This is a genomic window from Intrasporangium mesophilum, assembly GCF_054783095.1.
On sequence record NZ_BAAGRF010000022.1, the window covers coordinates 1 to 17,188 of the forward strand.

Annotated in this window: 15 protein-coding genes; 8 read left to right on the forward strand and 7 right to left on the reverse strand. The window is 70.4% G+C overall.

Features of this window, described 5'->3' with window-relative positions; genetic code table 11:
* The 3 genes from ACYVLP_RS17920 to ACYVLP_RS17930 form a co-directional block, all read left to right on the forward strand.
* A partial coding sequence (locus ACYVLP_RS17920) for an NAD(P)/FAD-dependent oxidoreductase (RefSeq protein ID WP_460628697.1) occupies positions 1-548 on the forward strand: 548 nt, incomplete at its 5' end.
* Between the two features lie 94 nt (positions 549-642).
* Positions 643-966 (forward strand): thioredoxin, encoded by a 324-nt coding sequence (gene trxA / locus ACYVLP_RS17925; protein WP_452271889.1) that lies wholly within the window; start codon positions 643-645, stop codon positions 964-966.
* Positions 967-1,114: 148 nt separating this feature from the next.
* Complete coding sequence (locus ACYVLP_RS17930; protein WP_460628698.1) at positions 1,115-2,344, forward strand: N-acetylmuramoyl-L-alanine amidase; 1,230 nt, start codon at positions 1,115-1,117, stop codon at positions 2,342-2,344.
* Between the two features lie 2 nt (positions 2,345-2,346).
* Here ACYVLP_RS17930 and ACYVLP_RS17935 read toward each other — a convergent pair whose 3' ends face one another.
* On the reverse strand, positions 2,347-3,003 hold the full coding sequence (locus tag ACYVLP_RS17935; protein ID WP_460628699.1) for a GNAT family N-acetyltransferase: 657 nt from the start codon (positions 3,001-3,003) through the stop codon (positions 2,347-2,349).
* A gap of 275 nt (positions 3,004-3,278) precedes the next feature.
* Here ACYVLP_RS17935 and ACYVLP_RS17940 point away from each other — a divergent pair, with 275 nt between their 5' ends.
* Positions 3,279-3,944, forward strand: coding sequence for a hypothetical protein (locus ACYVLP_RS17940; RefSeq protein ID WP_460628700.1), 666 nt, complete (start codon positions 3,279-3,281; stop codon positions 3,942-3,944).
* Between the two features lie 88 nt (positions 3,945-4,032).
* Here the strand turns inward: ACYVLP_RS17940 and ACYVLP_RS17945 are convergent, their stop codons facing one another.
* The 3 genes from ACYVLP_RS17945 to ACYVLP_RS17955 form a co-directional block, all read right to left on the reverse strand.
* Positions 4,033-4,863 carry an alpha/beta fold hydrolase gene (locus ACYVLP_RS17945; protein WP_460628701.1) on the reverse strand — a complete coding sequence of 277 codons (831 nt, stop codon included), beginning with the start codon at positions 4,861-4,863 and terminating at the stop codon, positions 4,033-4,035.
* A gap of 1 nt (position 4,864) precedes the next feature.
* Complete coding sequence (locus ACYVLP_RS17950; protein ID WP_460628702.1) at positions 4,865-5,176, reverse strand: DUF4287 domain-containing protein; 312 nt, start codon at positions 5,174-5,176, stop codon at positions 4,865-4,867.
* 105 nt (positions 5,177-5,281) lie between these two features.
* Complete coding sequence (locus tag ACYVLP_RS17955; protein WP_460628703.1) at positions 5,282-6,172, reverse strand: metallophosphoesterase; 891 nt, start codon at positions 6,170-6,172, stop codon at positions 5,282-5,284.
* A gap of 108 nt (positions 6,173-6,280) precedes the next feature.
* Here ACYVLP_RS17955 and ACYVLP_RS17960 point away from each other — a divergent pair, with 108 nt between their 5' ends.
* From ACYVLP_RS17960 to ACYVLP_RS17970, 3 genes are all read left to right on the forward strand, one after another.
* On the forward strand, positions 6,281-7,438 hold the full coding sequence (locus ACYVLP_RS17960; RefSeq protein ID WP_460628704.1) for an ATP-binding cassette domain-containing protein: 1,158 nt from the start codon (positions 6,281-6,283) through the stop codon (positions 7,436-7,438).
* Positions 7,435-8,268: an ABC transporter permease gene (locus ACYVLP_RS17965; RefSeq protein ID WP_460628705.1), complete on the forward strand. Its 834-nt coding sequence runs from the start codon at positions 7,435-7,437 to the stop codon at positions 8,266-8,268. Before ACYVLP_RS17960 ends, ACYVLP_RS17965 begins: the two co-directional genes overlap by 4 nt.
* A 125-nt stretch (positions 8,269-8,393) precedes the next feature.
* Positions 8,394-8,795: a PNPOx family protein gene (locus ACYVLP_RS17970; protein ID WP_460628706.1), complete on the forward strand. Its 402-nt coding sequence runs from the start codon at positions 8,394-8,396 to the stop codon at positions 8,793-8,795.
* Between the two features lie 33 nt (positions 8,796-8,828).
* Here the strand turns inward: ACYVLP_RS17970 and ACYVLP_RS17975 are convergent, their stop codons facing one another.
* Positions 8,829-12,008 (reverse strand): BTAD domain-containing putative transcriptional regulator, encoded by a 3,180-nt coding sequence (locus ACYVLP_RS17975; RefSeq protein WP_460628707.1) that lies wholly within the window; start codon positions 12,006-12,008, stop codon positions 8,829-8,831.
* Positions 12,009-12,094: 86 nt separating this feature from the next.
* Positions 12,095-12,952, reverse strand: a complete 858-nt coding sequence (locus ACYVLP_RS17980; RefSeq protein WP_460628708.1) for an Fpg/Nei family DNA glycosylase — start codon at positions 12,950-12,952, stop codon at positions 12,095-12,097.
* A 140-nt stretch (positions 12,953-13,092) separates the two neighbouring features.
* Between ACYVLP_RS17980 and ACYVLP_RS17985 the strand changes: the two genes are divergently transcribed.
* A complete protein-coding gene (locus ACYVLP_RS17985; RefSeq protein WP_460628709.1) occupies positions 13,093-14,553 on the forward strand; it encodes a hypothetical protein in 1,461 nt (486 codons plus the stop codon).
* 31 nt (positions 14,554-14,584) lie between these two features.
* On the opposite strand, the gene ACYVLP_RS17990 is transcribed toward ACYVLP_RS17985, so the two are convergent.
* A complete protein-coding gene (locus ACYVLP_RS17990; protein ID WP_460628710.1) occupies positions 14,585-15,661 on the reverse strand; it encodes a ParB/RepB/Spo0J family partition protein in 1,077 nt (358 codons plus the stop codon).
* Positions 15,662-17,188 lie beyond the last annotated feature (1,527 nt).

The window sequence follows — 17,188 nt, forward strand, 5'->3', positions numbered from 1 at the left end:
TCCTGACCAAGTTCGCCCGCACGGTCACGATCATCCACCGCCGCGAGCAGCTGCGGGCCTCCAAGATCATGGCCGAGCGCGCCCTCGCCAACGACCGGATCCGGTTCGCCTGGAACTCCGAAGTCACCCAGCTGCACGGCCAGGGCCGCCTGTCCGGGGTGACCCTGGCCGACACCCGCACCGGGGAGACCCGCGAGCTGCCGGTCACCGGCCTGTTCGTGGCGATCGGGCACGACCCGCGCAACGAGCTCGTCAAGGGCGTGGTCGACCTCGACGAGGCCGGCTACGTGCTGGTCGACGGACGCTCCACCCGCACCAACGTGCCCGGCGTGTTCGCCGCCGGGGACCTGGTCGACCACACCTACCGCCAGGCCATCACCGCCGCCGGCACCGGCTGCGCGGCCGCCCTGGACGCCGAGCACTACCTCGCCGCCCTGGCCGACACCACCACCCCCGAGGCCGCCGCCGAAGAAGCCCGCCTCATCGACGAGACCGACTCCGGTCCGATCCCCTCGCCGACCGGCGCCGGCGTCGGCGCGACCTCCTAGCCTGATCTCGGGCGGACTCGAGCCGCCGACCTCCCAGCGACCTCCGGCCACACCCAGCGACCGCCAGCCCACCGGCATACGAAAAGGAATCTCCATGGCACTGAAGAACACGACCGACGCCACCTTCGCCGACGACGTCCTCATGAGCGAGAAGCCCGTGCTCGTCGACTTCTGGGCGACGTGGTGCGGGCCGTGCCGCAAGGTCGCCCCGATCCTCGAGGAGATCAACGAGCAGTACGGCGACAAGATCGAGATCGTCAAGCTCGACACCGACGAGAACGTCGACACTGCTGCCCGCTATGGGGTCGTCTCGATCCCGACGCTCAACGTGTACGTCAAGGGCCAGGTCGTGAAGTCGATCGTCGGCGCTCACCCGAAGCCGAAGCTGCTGCGTGAGCTCGAGGAGTTCATCGCCTGACCAGGTGCGACTGGGGGTGGTCTGCCACGTTGTTCTGCGGGCGCCACCCCCTTGGCGTACTACGCTGCAACACGGCCCCCGACGAGCCCGACCCCTTCGCGAAGCCAGCTGCACCCCGGCTCGGGCCCTCCCAAAGGAAGGAGCCGAGATGACCCCTCCACAGTTCGTCGTGCTCCGACGCGGTGACTCGGGCCCAGCGGTGGCGGCGGTCTGCGAGCGCCTCGTCCTCTCAGGAGACCTGCCCGGCGGTCCCGGCCACACCGACCGCTACGGCGACCCGATCTTCGACGAGCGCGTCGAGGCGGCGGTCAAGTCGTTCCAGCAGCGCCGTGGGCTGCTCGTCGACGGCGTCGTCGGCCGCTCGACCTATGCCGTCCTGGACGGTGCCCGGTGGACCCTCGGGGACCGCGTGCTGCGGTACATCCCGGAGCACTTCATCGAGGGCGACGACGTCGTGTCGCTCCAGTCCCGCCTCGCCGAGCTGGGGTTCACCCCGGGCAAGGTCGACGGCATCCACGGACCCAACACCGATGCCGGGGTGCGGGCCTTCCAGGCAGGGGTCGGACTCGTCCCGGACGGCACGGTCGGTCCCGAGACGATGCGGGCCTTCGCCGGGCTGACGAGGTCGGTGAGCGGCGGCTCCGCCAACGCACTGCGGGAGCGCGAGCAGATCAGACGGTCGGGCTTCAGCCTGAGCGGGCGGACCATCGTGCTCGACCCGGGTCATGGCGGCGCCGACCGTGGAGTACGCGGCGCCCGCGGCCTCGTCGAGGGCGTCCTGACGCTCGACCTGGCCCGCCGGATCGAAGGCCGGCTGTCTGCGTACGGCGTGAGCGTGGTCTTCACCCGCACCACCGCAACCGACGGGGGCTCCGACGAGGACCGCGCGGCCTTCGCCAACTCCTGCGACGCGGACCTCGTGCTGTCGCTGCACTCCGACCACTCGTCCACGGAGTCGGGCCACGGTGTGGCGACGTTCTTCTACGGCCATGCCGACGGGATCGGCTGGTCGACGATCGGCGAGCACTTCGCCGACCTCCTGTTGCGTGAGGTGGTGGCCCGCACCGGCCTGACCGACTGCCGCTCGCACGCCCGCACCTGGCCGCTGCTGCGGCACACCAGGATGCCTGCAGTGCGGCTCGACGTCGGGTACCTCAACCACGCAGGCGACGCCTCCGCGCTGGCTGACCACCACACGCTCGACCACATGGCCGAAGCCGTCGTCGTCGCCCTGCAGCGCGTCTACCTCGGCGAGGCCGACACTGCCCGCACCGGCGTGCTGCGGCTCGACGACCTGCGCCGACACCTCGATGCGATGCGCAGCGCGGAGGCCGTGGGCGGTGCCGGGCCGCTCCGGGCCGGCCGGACCGGCTCCTGACCTCAGGGCCTGTCGACCGAGCGCGCCCGGCTGGGACCGTGCGGATGCGTCTCGGGCACAGGCCGGACTCCGGGGATGCGGCCGAGTGCGCGCGTGATCGCGGCTGCCGCCTCGTCCTTGAGCGTGACGACCGTGCGAAGGTCGATCCGCAGCCGCGGGTATGCCGGGTGGTCGCGCTCGACTCGGAACCCGGCCTTCTCGAGGAATCCGACGTCGAGCACGCAGGTGTGGCGTCCCACCGCGAGGGGCCGCGCGGCCACGACGTCGAGCGAACGGCCGCGCCGCCGCAGGGCGTCCTTCGCCGCCGACTGGACGAGGGACTTGCGCAAGCCGCGGCCGGCGTCCGGCCCGGCCGTGGCCGCTGTGACGAGCATGAGGGTGGCCGGGTCGGCCGGTGACGTCGGGAACGCGGCGAGCCGCGCGACGTGGCGAGCCGGGGCGACGAGGACGTGTCCGACGGGCCGGCCGTCGACATAGGCGACCCGGCCGGGCGGACCCCAGTCGCCGGTCACGGTCTCGACCCATTCGGCGAGGAGCTCGAGCGGGTCAGCCGGACCGGCGTGGCCGTTTCGCGGCACGGTCTGCCAGAACGTACAGGGCGCACAGTCACCGACGAGGTCACCGACGCGGTCGGGCGTCAACGGCTGGAGCTCGCGCATCGCACCTCCCGCCTGATCGCCTGCATGACCCCATTCTGGCCCGACTGCCCGCCCGGTGACCTCCTGGCCCCCAGCTCGCTCGCCGGGTGGACCCTTGCTCCCGGCGGGCCCACCCTCTGAGACCACGGCCGCCTTTGACCAGGTGACCCTGCGACCAGCCTTCCGAGCCGGGTGGACTTCGGTCCGCGAGTCCGTGACAACCTTCTGGTGGTCAGTCGCGTACTCATAGGACCGGCCGGCCAGCAGGGCCGGCATCACCGGACAGGGGAAGTCCTATGCGTACCAGCACGATCCGATTGCTCTGCGCCGCGGGGATCGGCGCCTTGCCGATCCTTGCCCTCAGCTCGCCCGCTCACGCGGGCGGCGCGATCTCCGACCAGGACCTGCGCACGGCGTATGTGCAGTGGCTCGACACCGGAGGTGTCCCCGGGATGCTCGGCGGCAACGTCTACCGCGGCGTGGTCGCGGCCACCGACGACCTGGCCACGCCCGGACTTGACGAGCCGTCCGGGCGCCTCGAGGCGTGGACCTGCCCGCCCGGGGTCGAGCCGCCTGCCCTCGGCGAGGTGGGCGACCCGGAAGCACCGCCGACGGTGTGCACCTTCGAGGGGGCGCGTGACCTCGAGTTCGGCTCCGGCGTCCTCAGCGTGCGGCCGGCGCTCATCGGAGCACGACTCGTCGGGTCCGCCCAGGCCACGGACCCTGGCGGGGTCGCCGGCCCCGCGGCAGTGGGCATCGACCTGACCTTCACGTCGACCAGCCCGCTCGTCACCGACACGCTGACGCACCACTGGGTGGACGAGACCGGCCGCCCGCACACCGCTCGCGTCACCGTCGCCCGCCGTGATGCGCGAGCCACTGGCTGGGTCGGCAGCGTGGCGGTCGGCAGCGCGGCCCAGCAGCTGACCGACCTCGGTTCACAGGTCGACCGGATCCACTGACCGCGCCCTACCGCGCCCCATCGCGCCCACCGAGGCCTGCGTCGACGCACCGTCGACGCAGGCCTCGCAGCAGGGGCGCGTGCTGCCGTCAGCTTCGGAAGAACTCCGCGAGTGCCGGCGCCAGGGTCGGCGCCGGGACCTCGTGGAAGCCACCCGGGAGCTCGACCGCGGTGGCGGTGGGCAGCGCCGCAGCGATGACCTGGGCCGAGTCGTGCAGCCAGGGCATCTGGGTGCCGCTGCTGCACACCGCCAGGAAGGGCACGGTCACCTTGGCGAACGTCTCGGTCGGCAGGCTCTGGTCCTCGCCGCCCAGGCACAGTCCGTCGTACTTGACCGTGTAGGTCAGTGCCAGCAGCGGCTCCCATGCGGGAGTGCCACGCATCCCGTCGACCATCTCGTCCGGCATGCCGACGGCCTTGGTGTTGAAGTAGCGCAGGATGCCCTCTCGGTCGCCCGCCGCCTCGAACCGCTCGAGCGTGCCGATGTAGTCATCGGGTGCCGGCGGCCAGGCCTCGGTGCGGTAGGGCACCTCGATCGCCGAGCCCTTGGTGATCGGCGCGCCCGCGGCGATGGCCTCGATGACGAGGGCGCCGCCGGACGAGACGCCGTACACGTATGCCGGCTCGCCCGGGGCGCTAGACGCGGCCGTGATCACGGCGGTCAGGTCCTCGACCTCCCGCTGCACGGCATACGGCTGAGTGTCGCCGCTGTCCCCGCGACCGCGACGGTCGTAGGCGACCCCGGTGAAGCCGAGCTCGCCGAGCGCCTCGGCGACGTCGCGGAACGAGCCGCGGTCGCAGAAGGCGCCGCCGACGATGGCGACGACGGGCCCAGAGCCGTAGGCCTCGTACGCGATGGCGGTGCCGTCTGCTGACGTGGTCTGCTGCAGGGTGCCGGCGGTGGTCTCGTTGGTGCTCATGTCAGTTCCTCGCTGTCGATGCTGGGTCGCCGTTGCGCGCGGCGATGCCGTCGAGCCGCAGCTCGCGCGACTCGTCCCGGTGGGTTCCGTCGGTGCCCACATGCTTCTCGCTGATCGTGGGACCGTTCTTGATCACGTGGTAGAGCGCCATCGCGTGCCCGCGGCCGAGGCTGTGGTCGACGGCGAGCCAGTCGATGACGACGCCCGCCTTCGTCTGGGGGCCGTAGCCCTTGGTGGCGGCCTCGTCGAGCAGCTGCTGCGGGGTGAGGCCGGTCTTCTTCTCGATCGTGTCCAAGTAGGCCTGGAAGGACATCGTGGCGCTCCTCGTGGTGAAGGTGGCTGGGGTTTCGGTGGTGACACCCTCATGTCGATCCGGGCGACAGCGATTCGACATTACGAATATCGAAATGTAAAACAATCAGCGCTTAGTCGAGAACACCGTCCGCCGGTCCTCCTCGGGCACCGTCTCCATGAACTCCATGACCGCTTCGGACAGGGCCGGCCAGCTCTTGTGCTGCTCGACGGGCGCGACCGTGCCGACGACCTGGTCGGCGTGCACCTCGATGAGGTTCCACGACTGCGGGCCGTCGACGCCCATGAGCAGCGCGCGTGGGGCACCGACGTCGTCGACATAGCTGACGCCACCCGCGACGAACACCGGTATGCCGCCCAGCGTCCCGAAGCTCGTCACGTGCAGGTGACCGCTGAGGATGGCCCGCACGTCCGTGCCGGCGAGGGCATCACGCAGCCGCTCGACGTCCTCGAAGTCGAGCAGCTGCATGACTGGCGAGCGGTAGGTGATGGGGGCGTGGTGGATGACGAGGATCGTGCCGTGCTCGGCCGGCGTCTCGAGCTCCGTTGCCAGCCAGGCATATTGGTCGTCGGAGAAGCCGCCGTGGTGAAACCCCGGCACGGCGGAGTCGAGGGCGATGATGCGCAGCCCGCGCACGACCGTGACGGTGTCGTGCGGGTCATGGGAGTCCTCGCCGTACAACGCCAGCGACATCGGCCGCCGCTCGTCGTGGTTGCCGCCCGTCAGGACGAGGTCGCAGCCGAGGCGCTCGACGACGGGGTCGACGATCTCGCGCAGCAGCGCGTAGGCCGCCGGGTCGCCGCTGTCGGCCAGGTCGCCGGAGATGACGAGCGCGTCGATGCTCTCGCCGGACGCCTCGACGCGGGCGAGGGCCTTGCGCAGCTGTTCGGGGGTGTCGATGTGGCCGGCGAGCAGGCCCCCGCCGGCGATGAGGTGGGGGTCGGAGAGGTGGGCGAGCACGTGGGTCGGTGCCGGGCGCGAACCGCTGAGGGCCATGCGAGCAATCTATGCCGCCGGGTTGGGCCGGTGCCCGCAGCAGCGGCCGCGGTGTCCGTGAAACCGGCGTGAAGGCGTCGTGAAACCGGCACGACCGACGCTGTAGCCATGACAACGACCACCGACATCCCGACCCACGGCATCGCCGCCGGCCGATCGCCCAGCGGGTCGCACGGCGATGCGCGCGGCGTCGGCCCGGACGGCGGAGCCACGCCCGCGGTCCAGGCCGAGGGACTCATCAAGCGGTTCAAGGACTTCACCGCCGTCGACGGCATCGACCTCACGGTGCGACCCGGCGAGGTCTTCGGGGTCCTCGGCCCCAACGGCGCCGGCAAGACCACCATGCTGCGCATGCTGGCCACCCTGCTGTCCATCGACGGCGGCCACGCTGAGATCTTCGGCGTCGACGTCCAGCGCGAGCCGCACCGGATCCGCCAGCTCGTCGGCGTCACGGGGCAGTATGCGTCCGTCGACGAGAACCTCACCGCCACCGAGAACCTCGTCCTCTTCGGCCGACTTCAAGGGCTCCCCCGCGCGAGCGCCAAGGCGACCGCCATCGACCTCCTTGAGAAGTTCGACCTCACCGAGGCCGCCTCGCGCCAGATCTCGCAGTTCTCCGGCGGCATGCGCCGGCGCCTCGACCTCGCCGCGAGCCTCATCATGCGTCCGCCGCTGATCTTCCTCGACGAGCCGACCACCGGGCTCGACCCGCGCACCCGCGGCCAGATGTGGGACACCATCCGGGCGCTCGTCGCGGACGGCTCGACGGTCCTGCTCACGACGCAGTACCTCGACGAGGCCGACCAGCTCGCCAGCCGGATCGCGGTCATCGACCACGGCCGCAAGGTCGCGGAGGGCACGCCGGACGAGCTGAAGTCGACCGTCGGCGACTCGACCCTGTCGCTGACGCTGCGCGACCAGGACCGGCTCGCGGAGGCCGCCACCCTCTCGAGCTCGGTCATCGGGCTCGAGCCAGTCCTCACCCCTGAGCGCGCACAGCTCCAGGTCCCGCTCGACCGTGCCGACCAGGCTGCCGAGCTGCTCGTCGCCCTGCGTCAGGCAGACATCTCGCTCGACGCGTTCAGCGTCAGCAAGCCCACTCTCGACGAGGTGTTCCTCGCCCTCACCGGCCACGACACGGGTGAGAACCAGAACGACGAGAACTCCACTGCCACCAGCGAGCCCGGCCCGACGGCATACCGCGACGGCAACCCGACCGACCGTGCCGCTCGTGCCAACGGCCGCATCCCCGAGGAGCACTCATGACCACCACGACTCTTGCTCCCACCGGCGGGGCAACCGCGATCGACCCCGGCGCAACGCGCGCCGGTGTGTCGCTGCGCGACACCGTGAGCCAGACCTTCACGATGGCCGGGCGTGCGCTGAAGAAGATGCGGCGCAACCCGGAGCAGTTCTTCGACGTCACGATCCAGCCGCTGCTTTTCACGGCGATGTTCGCGTACATCTTCGGCGGCGCTATCGCCGGCGACGTCCAGTCCTACCTGCCGATCCTCATCCCGGGCATGATGGCGCAGACCACCCTGACCGCCTGCATGGCGACCGGCGTGCAGCTCCGCGAGGACATGGACAAGGGCGTCTTCGACCGCTTCAAGTCGCTGCCCATCGCGCGCATCTCACCGCTCGCGGGGCCGATGGTGGCGGACCTCACCCGCTACGTCATCGCGAATGTGCTCACCATGCTGACTGGCATCCTCATGGGGTACCGCCCGGCCGGCGGGGTCGTCGGCGTCGTCGGCGCGATCCTGCTGGCGATCGTCGCCGGGTGGTCGCTCGCGTGGATCTTTGCGTGGGCCGGCACGATCTCGCGCAGCGCCCAGGCGGTCCAGGGCATCTCGATCATGATCCTGTTCCCGCTGACCTTCCTGTCGAACGCGTTCGTGCCCGTCGAGTCGCTTCCCGGGTGGCTCGGCACCTTCGTCAGCATCAACCCGGTGTCGCACGTCGTGTCCGCCGTGCGTGACCTCGCCAACGCCGGCTCCGTGACGGCCGACGTGGGCTGGGCGCTCGTCGGCTGCGCCGCAGTGGTCGCCATCTTCGCCCCGCTGTCGGTGCGGGCCTACCGCCGTCGCATGTGATCGCCCGGTGGTCGTTGCGCTGATCGCTTGCGGCACAAAGGCGCCCGCGACCCCTTATGTGGTCGCGGGCGCCGACGCCCACCGGCCGGTCCGACGTGGCAGGCTAGGTGCAGGAGGTGGCGACGATGCCGATCCCCAAGGCGATCACCCAGGTCAACAAGCGTTTCCTCAACAAGGGCATGGTGCACCTCGCCGGGCACGGGTGGTTCGTGGAGCTCGAGCACACCGGACGACGGTCTGGGCGCACGTACCGCGTGCCGATGATGGCCTTCGACGGCGGCGCGGTCGTCACGATCGCTCTCACCTATGGCTCCGGCGTCGACTGGCTGGCGAACCTGCGCGCCGCCGGTGGCGGTCGGATGCACCTGCGCGGGTCGGTGCTCACCCTCGGCATGCCGCGTGACCTCACGGAGGCCGAAGGCCTGGCCCGGATGCCGCAGCCGCCGAAGACGCTCCTGCCGATCCTGGGCTGCCATGAGTATGTGGAGGTCCCGGTCCTGCGCCGTATGCCGTTCACCGGCTGGTGAGTTCGCCGGGGACGTCCAGTCAGCGGATCACCTTCAGTCGCGGAGCAGACCGGCGTCGGCGAGCGCTGCCCGCGCGTCGTCGAGGACCTCGCGACCGCGCTGACCGGCATACTCGGCCTGCCAGTACGGCACCTGGCCCGGGGCGCGGTCCTGAGCCTCGGCGAGCGCCGTCTCCCAGGCCATGGTCGGGACGAAGCGCGAGTAGCCCAGCGCGTCGGCCATGACGAGGAGCTTCGCGCCCTGAGCTGGAGGGCGCGAGTCGCGCAACAGGCTCCAGACCCCCAGCGCGAAAAGGCCCATGCCGAGGACGGGCAGGTCGAGCAGTGGAGTCTGGGCGTCGAGCACGCGCGTGACCTTGCGAGCGACCGAGTCCGCGTAGCGGCGGCTGTCCTCGGCGGTGCCGTGACGGGCATGTGCCGTGAGCGCGACGGCCTCGCCGAACACCGCCCACGGCTCGAGCCCTGTTACCTCCTTCAGACCGGGCACCTGCAGAGTGGCGAGGTCCACGGCGAGCTGGTCGTACCGTCGCAGCGCGTTGGTCACCTCACCGCGGGCCAGAGCGACCTCGGCGCGGGCAGCTCCCGTGACGACCCCACCGCCGAACATCGAGGCGCCTTCGTAGCGGGAGAACGAGTCGAGGATCGCCTCGGCCTCGTCGATCCGGCCGTCGACGAGCGCATCCATTGCCACCAGCGTGTGGGCCTGGAGGAGGTCGTCGATCGACTCGAGCCGTTCGAGCACCGGGATCGCGCGGCGGGCATGCTCAGCCGCCACGCCGAAGTAGCCGAGCTGGGCGTTCATCTGGGCGAGCTGGGTGTTGAGCAGCGCCTCGCCCCACGGACCCATCGCCGACCGGCTCTGGCCGCCGACGGCGATCGCGAGTGCGGCGGACGCGTCCTCGAGCGCTCCCTGGGGGTCACCCGAGTTCTCCTGGAGATGGGACCGCCACTGCAGGGCGAGCGACGCGGTCAACGGGTCGCGGTCCTCCCCGAGCACCCGGAGGCGGTCGGCGACGACACTCTCGGCCTCGCTGGGCTCGACGTCGGCCATGTCCTGTGCGTAGACGGCGAGCAGGACCCGGGTCGCGGCCCGGGTGAAGCTCGGGAGCTCGCCCGCTCCGAGCTCTCGCAGCAGCGCCAGCGCGGCCGGTGTCTCGATGCCGACGACCGTCGAGTTGGTGACGAGGACGACGACCGCCATGCGCGTCGTCTCGACGAGCCCTTCGGGTGGCCTCCACCCGTCGAGGGCCGCTTCGACCGCATCGGCCAGCGTGATCAGGCGCGGGTTGTCGCCACGGATCGCCCAGAAGCCGCCGAGTCCAGCCACCAAGGCCACGACCGCCTCGGGGTCCGGCAGCGAAAGTGACCGATGGAGGACGTCGGTGAGGTTGGCCTCCTCCCGACCGATCTCGTCTATCGCGTCGACCTGGTCCGGACCGTACAGCCGGGCAGCAGCTTGGGTTGCCAGTCCTGTGGCCCAGTTTCGTTGTGCTGCAAGGGCGTCCGCCTCGTCATCGGATGCGGTGAGCTGGAGTCTGCCGAAGTCACGGACCGTCTCGAGCATCCGGTAGCGCACCCCGTCCTCGAGGTCACGGACCACGACCAGAGACTGGTCGGCCAGCAGCTCGATCGAGGTCAGGGTGGCGTCCCCCAGCAGCGCTTCGGCCGACTGAAGCGTGAAACCGTCGTGGAAGACCGACAGACGACGCAGCGCGCGCCGCTCGGGCCCGGCGAGCAGGTTCCACGACCAGTCGATGACGGCAAGCAGGGTCTGATGGCGGTCGGGTGCCGAGCGATCGCGGCCGCGTAGCAGGGCGAACCGGTCGCTGAGGCGCCGTTCGATGTCCTCGATCGACATGGCTCGTACCTTGGCGGCGGCCAGCTCGATCGCCAGGGGCAGCCCATCAAGCCGTGCGACCACCGCACGGACGGCGTCCGGGTGCAGCGCGACGCCGGGTCGCGCGGCCCGGGCGCGCAGCCGGAACAGGTCTGCGGCGTCCTGTGGGTTCAGCTCGCCGAGGGCGTAGACGTGCTCGGCCGCGATCCCGAGCGGTGCCCGTGATGTCGTCAGGACGGCGACGTCACGACAGGTTGCGACGAGGTAGGCGACGAGATCCGCAACGGCCTCGACGACGTGCTCGCAGTTGTCGAGGATGAGCAGGGTCGGCGTGCGGTCGAGCTGCTGTGCGATCTGCGCCTGGACGTCGGCGCGCTGCCGCGGCGTGAGCGTGCGGCGGCCGACGACGGAGTCGCGCACCCCGAGGGCGGAGCCGACCTCGCCCACGACGTCTTCGGACGTGGTCACGCCGACCAGCTCGACGAAGTGCACCACCGACTGCTCCGCGGTGGCACCGATGACGTGTGCGAGGCGGGTCTTGCCGAGGCCACCTGCCCCGACGATGGACGTGACACGAACCGTGCGCACGAGCGCTCCGATGCTGCTGAGGTCGTCGGCGCGACCGAGCAGCTCGGTCGCTGAGTGCCGAATCCCTTGTCGCACAGGGTGGTCCGCGTCGAGGAGCTGTTGGTGGATCCGGGCGAGGCGCGGAGCCGGGTCAGTGCCGAGGCGCTCGGCCAGGTCGCGACGGTGCGCCTCGTAACGGGTCAGGGCTGCGGCCGGGCCCACGACGGCTGCCTCGCTGGTCAGGAGCGTGGCCATGACCTCGTCGTCATCAGGGTCCGCCTCGGCGGCGGTGACGAGCAGCGGCAGTGCGTCGTTGTGGTCACCGAGAGCTGCCGTGGCCAGGGCCAGGGTCCGGCGAGCGGACCGACCGTGTCTGCGGGCCGAGCTGCGGACGTCGGCGAGTGGCGCGGTCTCAGCGGTGGGAGCAACGTTCAGGGCGATCGCGGTCTTCGCCAGGCCGGCAGCCTCGGCGGCGGCGCCCGAGCGGAGGCGCTCGGCCGCGCTAGCGGCAAGCTCCTCGACGAGCAGGACGTCGACGTCCTCCCTCGACAGGCCGAGCCGGTAGCCCGCAGGACCCCGTTCGACGGCCGTCCGTTCCGTCATGGTTCGCGCCCGCGAGACGACCACCTGCAATGCCTTGGCTGGGTTCGTCGGCAGGTCGGCACCCCAGAGCTCGTCGATGAGCCGCTCATCGCTGACCGGCTCGGGCGCGTGGGCGGCGAGCACGGCCAGCAGCGTCTGCACGCGGTCACCGACCAGCGGGCGGCCGCGCCAGGAGACTTCGTCACCGAGAGTGAGCAGGGGCTGCACGGGGACAGCGTACGTTCGTCCACGCTCCCCCGGGCGAGGCCGTTGACGCGGCCGCTCCCCGCCGCAGACGTCATCCGGTCACGCGGTCAACCGGTCTGACAGGACGGACACCAGTAGAGGGTTCGCCCGGCGACCTGACGGTCGGCGATGGGACGGCCACATCTCGGACACGGCGCGCCGGTGCGCTGGTAGACCAGGAAGCGTCGCTCGAAGTAGTCCCCCAGCCGCTCACCGGTCAGCCGATCGGCGATCGCGCTCGCCCGGCCATTTCGCCGGAGCCGTCGGGCCGCTTCGACCTGGTCGGGCATGGTGAGGATCTGAGAGAATGTGCGCCCGAGCGGCATGAGCAGCGTCAGGTCGTCCCACACCGCGTTCCAGGTCGCTTGCTCGAGCCCTGTGCCGGGTGTCAGCGGGTCGAGCGCGAGCCGATGGAGCACTTCGCAGCGGTAGACGTTGCCGACGCCTGCGATGATGGACTGGTCCATCATGAGCTCGGCGATTGTCTTGCGGCTCTGGTGGACTCGCGGCCAGGTCCGGTCGGGCCGCTGGTTGCGGCGGAGTGGATCCGGGCCGAGCGTGGCGACGATCTCCCGCTCCCTGCGCGGGTCGACAACCGTGCAGATCATCGGCCCGCGCAGGTCGGCCCAGTGCTCACGGCCCACGAGTCGGAGGCGGACCGTGGGCTGGGGCTCGGGTGGCGGCATACCCCCTCGGGGTTTGACCGGGAATGCCCCGATGAGCCCGAGATGCACGTGTAGGGTGACATCACCGAACTCGACGAACAGATGCTTTCCCCAGGCGTGCGCGCGCTCCAGGATCCGCCCGTCGAGCCGCTCGGCGTCGACGGCGAACCTGCCTTGCGGGCTCGAGGCAGCGACCGGGTGGCCACGGAACGCGCCGTTCAGTCGGTCGGCCAGAGCGTGAATCGTGTGGCCCTCCGGCACGTCTGGTCCTCCCGATCGCCGCTGCGGTGTTGCCTGGCGCGACAGCGCGATCCTGCGGCACCGCTGCCTCAAGGGCGCCGTGTCGATGGCAACGTGAAGATTACTTGCAGAAGCGCAGGCTAGCGTGGAGCAGTCCGTGCATGACCGCAGGGGAGTCGATGACCGAGAAGACGTATGCCGAGCCCTCCGTGGTGGGGGCGGAGTCACCCGCGCCCGCGCGGCCTGCCCGCGCCTGGCCTGGATGGCTCGTCCCGCTCGCCGCCATCGCACTGGTCATCCTCGTCACCGGCGTGTGGCTCCAGCTCACTCACCCGTTCATCCGGCACGACGACTGGGCGTTCACGCTCCGCAAGAACGACCCGGGCGGGCAGAACATCTTCAACCGCAACAGGTACGAAGGCCGCTGGCTCAACTGGCTCTACTGGCGCGTCCTCGGCCAGCGCACGTCGATCGTGGTCGCGTCCGCGATCTTCTTCACGTCGTATGCCGCGTACGTCTGGGGGATGGTGCGCCTCCTCGCGCTGCGGCGCGCGTGGCAGGTCTTCCTCGTCATGTTCACGTTCATGGTCTCCGGCGTGTGGATCATGCTCATCTACTGGCCGGCGACGCTTTCGGCGTCGATGATCGTCGTTGCGGTTGGCGTATGGACCCTGCCGCTGGCCCGGCGGCACCGGTTCGCCTTGGCGGCGTGGATGCTGGTGTTCGTCAGCCTGGCCGTGCTGAGCTATCCCCCGGTCTCCGCGTTGTTGCTCTTCGCGGTGGCCGTGACCGAGGTCGGTGCATCGGTGCGGCGGCTGCTCGCCCTCGCGGTCGGGTTCGCGCTGTCGTACGGCTTCGGCGTCCTGCTCGTCTATACGTTCAACTGGCTTGCCTTCGGCCAGTTCGGGGTCACCATCTCGGTCTGGCGCAAGCCGAACCCGCTCCGGTCGCTGGCCGATCTCTCGGAGAATCTCGGGCGCGCCGGCGGCCAGCTGTGGCAGGACGCTGTTCTTGTCGGGCTCGCCGGAGTGGTTGGCCTGGGATGCATCGTCTGGTCCGTCGCCGACCGTCGAACTCGACGGCCTGCCAGCATCGTCCTCGGTGCCACCCTCATCGCCGCCGGTATCGACAGCGCGCTGACCACGGTGTCCGGAGTAGTCACCGGCGATCGTGGCGCCCTGTGGCTGTGGCCTGCGGTGTGCATTCCAGCAGCGTTGCTGCTCAATGGTTTCCGCTGGTCTCGTGTCGCCGGCGTGGCGGCGCTGGTCGTGATCGGCGTGGTCGGGACCGTGATGTGGCGCACCGATCTCGATGCGCACCAGGCCACCCGTGTCCAGTACGACGCCTTGGTCAAAGAGGGCGCGACGGTATCGGCGTCTCATCCCGGGATGCGTGTGGTGAAGTGGTCGCCCCCGCCGGAGCGCATCAAGACCGCCGGCAACATCACGGCGGTCACGGTGACGAACATGATGTGGGACCAGTACCGCATCTACCCGCAGTGGTGCACACCCAAGGAGTGCACCCAGATCGCGGCTGCGGCTCAGAAGGATCCGAGCGCCAACGTGCTCGTGGTCGACAACGTCGTCGCCGTGCGGATCCCACGGCCGGCGCCGTGGCTGTGAGGCGTGCCTCGCGGCGCCGGTCCGACGGTGGTCACTCAGTGGGCGCGGACACCCCCATCAGGCCAAGGATGCGGCGCAGGTCCTCGATCGAGGCGAACTCGACCGTGATCTTGCCCTTGCGCTGACCCAACGCGATGTTGACCCTCGTCTCGAGGTGGTCAGACAGGCCGACCGTGAACTGGTCCAGCTGAGGGTGGCGCGTGCCGGCGCGCGGGCGTCGAGGCTTGGCCGGGGTGTCACCGTCGCCAAGGGCCACCAGCTCCTCGACGGTGCGCACCGACAGTCCCTCGGCCACGATCCGCTGCGCCATGCGTTCCATCGCGGCGCCGTCGCTCAAGCCCAGCAGCGCACGGGCGTGGCCGGCGCTGAGCACGCCGGCGGCGACGCGGCGCTGGACGAGCGGTGGGAGCTTGAGCAGGCGCAGGGTGTTGGAGATCTGCGGGCGTGAGCGCCCGATGCGGGTCGCGAGCTCCTCGTGCGAGCAGCCGAAGTCGTCGAGCAGCTGTTGGTATGCCGCAGCTTCCTCGAGCGGGTTGAGCTGGCTGCGGTGCAGGTTCTCCAGGAGCGCGTCGCGCAGCAGGTCGTCGTCGCTCGTGTCCTTGATGATGGCGGGGATGACGCCAAGCTCGGCTGTCTGCGAGGCGCGCCATCTGCGCTCGCCCATGATGAGCTCGAACTTCTTGCCGTCCGCCGCTTCGACCTGGTCGCCGGGGATTCGCCGAACGACGATCGGCTGGAGCACACCGATCTCGCGGATCGAGTGAACGAGCTCGGCCATCTCGTCCTCATCGAAGACCGTGCGCGGCTGCTTCGGGTTGGGACGGATCGAGTCGATGTCGACCTCGGCGAACTCGGCTCCAGGGACGACGGCCAGTCCGGTCTGGTCTGGCGACTGCGTCGAGGCGCCGTCCTGGGTGGACAGCACTGACGTGGCGCCGTGTCCATTGGCGCCGATGTCGGCAGCGGACGGGGTGCCGTGGTCGCCCGTGGAGTCGGCGCTCTTCTGGTCGGGAAAGAAGACGTCAACGGGTCGGTTGGTGCTCCCGCTCGGCGCGCTGGGGATGAGCGCTCCCAGACCCCGGCCCAGTGCTCGACGCTTCTCCGCCATCAGTCAGTCCCTCTGCCGTGATCTGACGCGTACCTCGCGTCCGGCGTTCAGTCTAGGTGCTCGGCGAGGGCGCGGCTTGCACGGATGCACAGTGTCGGGCACTCGAGTTTTCGAGGCGCTCGTCCCGTGTTTCACGTGAAACGTGGACAGCTGGGAGCGGTGGAAGGCCTTGTCCCGTCTTATGGTTCGTCGCGAGCCCGCCTGCCGGTCACTGTCGACGCGTTGCCGGTGTTTCACGTGAACGTAGACGGGTGCGACTGGTGGAACTCCGTGTGCCGTCTGATGGTTCGTCGCGAGCCGGTGCGCCGGGTCAGGCTCTCGATGTGTTGCCGGTGTTTCACGTGAAACACAAGATGAAGCCGCACGCCAATCCGGGCGCGTGAGCCCGACCGGCATCCGGTCGGGTCGTTCCTGATCCCCGAGTCGGGTGGCTGAGGACACTGCGACGACTCGTCTTTGACTGCCTGCCTTGAGCCTGCTGCCCCCCGAGAGGGTGGCGCCATCGGCCGCTCCCTCCCCTGCTTGCGCACCGGTCCCTGAACCGGCGATCGGCCTCGTTCGCTACGGCTTCGACCATCCGCCGCTGGGGCGACGGGCATGGCCGATGTGGACCAGCCGTCCTGGCCCACCGTCCAGGCCCACCGTCCAGGCCCACCGTCCAGGCCCACCGTCCAAGCCCACCGTCCAAGCCCACCGTCCAGGCCCACCGTCCAGGCCCACCGTCCAGGCCCACCGTCCAGGCCCACCGTCCAGGCCCACCGTCCTGGCCCACCGTCCTGGCCGGGCCTGCGGTGGCCGACGCTGGCCAGCTCGCGCCGGACGCTGACTCTTTCGCCGTCCGGAGCGGGCACCGCGCGTCCCGCCGGCACACTGCCGAGGCCGTTGCCAGCCCCTCGGGTGCGGAGGTCGGCAAGGCGTCCCACCTGGGGTGAGCTCAGTCGACTCTGCGTCATCGGCAATGTGCAGCGCCGCAAGGTCTCGCGTCCCGCCCGCCACACCATCGACTCGCCTGAAGAGTGGACCCGGGCGGCGGACGGTCAGATTAGATCGATCCTCATGCTCGCCCCCGCACGCCCGGTCCTGGGTGGGCGACCGTTCCCTCTGCAGCGAGCGCCGCGTCGAAGGGGCGTTTCGGGCTGGTGGGCTTCCGGCGCGTCCTGTGCCCAACCAGTCGGAGCTCGCCCGGGTCGGGGTCGTCCCATCATCTGGTGAAGCAGCTGTCTCGTGGCTTGCAGGGCAGGGACCCTTGGGGGCGCCCGGACATCCGGTCACGTATCGGTGGTCTCGGCCACGCCCCTGCTCCGGCTCGGTGTTTCACGTGAAACAGGAGCATCCCAGCGACCGCTCTGATCAGCTCTGCGACCGCGCGCTCGTCCCGCGATTCGCGGATCTTGACCGACTTCCTCAGGCCGACCCGCCGGGGCCAGGTGAAAGGAGCGCAGAGGGTCGGGCCTCGTCTCGGTCGGGCCTCGTCTCGGTCGGGCCTCGTCTCGGTCGGGCCTCGTCTCGGTCGGGCCTCGTCTCGGT

Coding starts and splice junctions, on each gene's coding strand:
- trxA (WP_452271889.1), top strand. CDS start 643: ATGGCACTGAAGAACACGACCGACGCCACCTTCGCCGACGACGTCCTC.
- ACYVLP_RS17930 (WP_460628698.1), top strand. CDS start 1,115: ATGACCCCTCCACAGTTCGTCGTGCTCCGACGCGGTGACTCGGGCCCA.
- ACYVLP_RS17935 (WP_460628699.1), bottom strand. CDS start 3,003: ATGCGCGAGCTCCAGCCGTTGACGCCCGACCGCGTCGGTGACCTCGTC.
- ACYVLP_RS17940 (WP_460628700.1), top strand. CDS start 3,279: ATGCGTACCAGCACGATCCGATTGCTCTGCGCCGCGGGGATCGGCGCC.
- ACYVLP_RS17945 (WP_460628701.1), bottom strand. CDS start 4,863: ATGAGCACCAACGAGACCACCGCCGGCACCCTGCAGCAGACCACGTCA.
- ACYVLP_RS17950 (WP_460628702.1), bottom strand. CDS start 5,176: ATGTCCTTCCAGGCCTACTTGGACACGATCGAGAAGAAGACCGGCCTC.
- ACYVLP_RS17955 (WP_460628703.1), bottom strand. CDS start 6,172: ATGGCCCTCAGCGGTTCGCGCCCGGCACCGACCCACGTGCTCGCCCAC.
- ACYVLP_RS17960 (WP_460628704.1), top strand. CDS start 6,281: ATGACAACGACCACCGACATCCCGACCCACGGCATCGCCGCCGGCCGA.
- ACYVLP_RS17965 (WP_460628705.1), top strand. CDS start 7,435: ATGACCACCACGACTCTTGCTCCCACCGGCGGGGCAACCGCGATCGAC.
- ACYVLP_RS17970 (WP_460628706.1), top strand. CDS start 8,394: ATGCCGATCCCCAAGGCGATCACCCAGGTCAACAAGCGTTTCCTCAAC.
- ACYVLP_RS17985 (WP_460628709.1), top strand. CDS start 13,093: ATGACCGCAGGGGAGTCGATGACCGAGAAGACGTATGCCGAGCCCTCC.
- ACYVLP_RS17990 (WP_460628710.1), bottom strand. CDS start 15,661: ATGGCGGAGAAGCGTCGAGCACTGGGCCGGGGTCTGGGAGCGCTCATC.